The sequence below is a fragment of the Gilvimarinus sp. 1_MG-2023 genome (assembly GCF_030548285.1).
Window position 1 is genome coordinate 1 of record NZ_JAUOSC010001475.1, and the last position, 247, is coordinate 247.

Consider the following 247-nt stretch of genomic DNA (forward strand, 5'->3'; position numbering starts at 1 on the left):
GATAATTGGTAGGCAAGCGTTTTGGCTTTCATTGGCGTTAAGCAGCAGCGAATTTGCTCCTGATGCATGGGGTCAGAAAATTTCTGCGCTTGATAGTAGTGCTCTACGGTCGGCCAGATTTTGCCGCTCAGGAAGACCGCGTGTTTCGAGAAGTTGGAAAACTCTCCCCAAGGCTGGTCAGAGTGATAGAAATGAATGGGTGACTCGGACTGAAGCTGGTCGTCCAGAGGAATCTGGTGGCCCAGCT

1 protein-coding gene is annotated in these 247 nt (G+C 51.0%); it reads right to left on the minus strand.

Annotation, left to right across the window (positions count from 1 at the left end; genetic code table 11):
* The coding region (locus Q4563_RS21730; RefSeq protein ID WP_303606011.1) for an NADAR family protein at positions 1-247 on the minus strand (247 nt) is incomplete at both ends.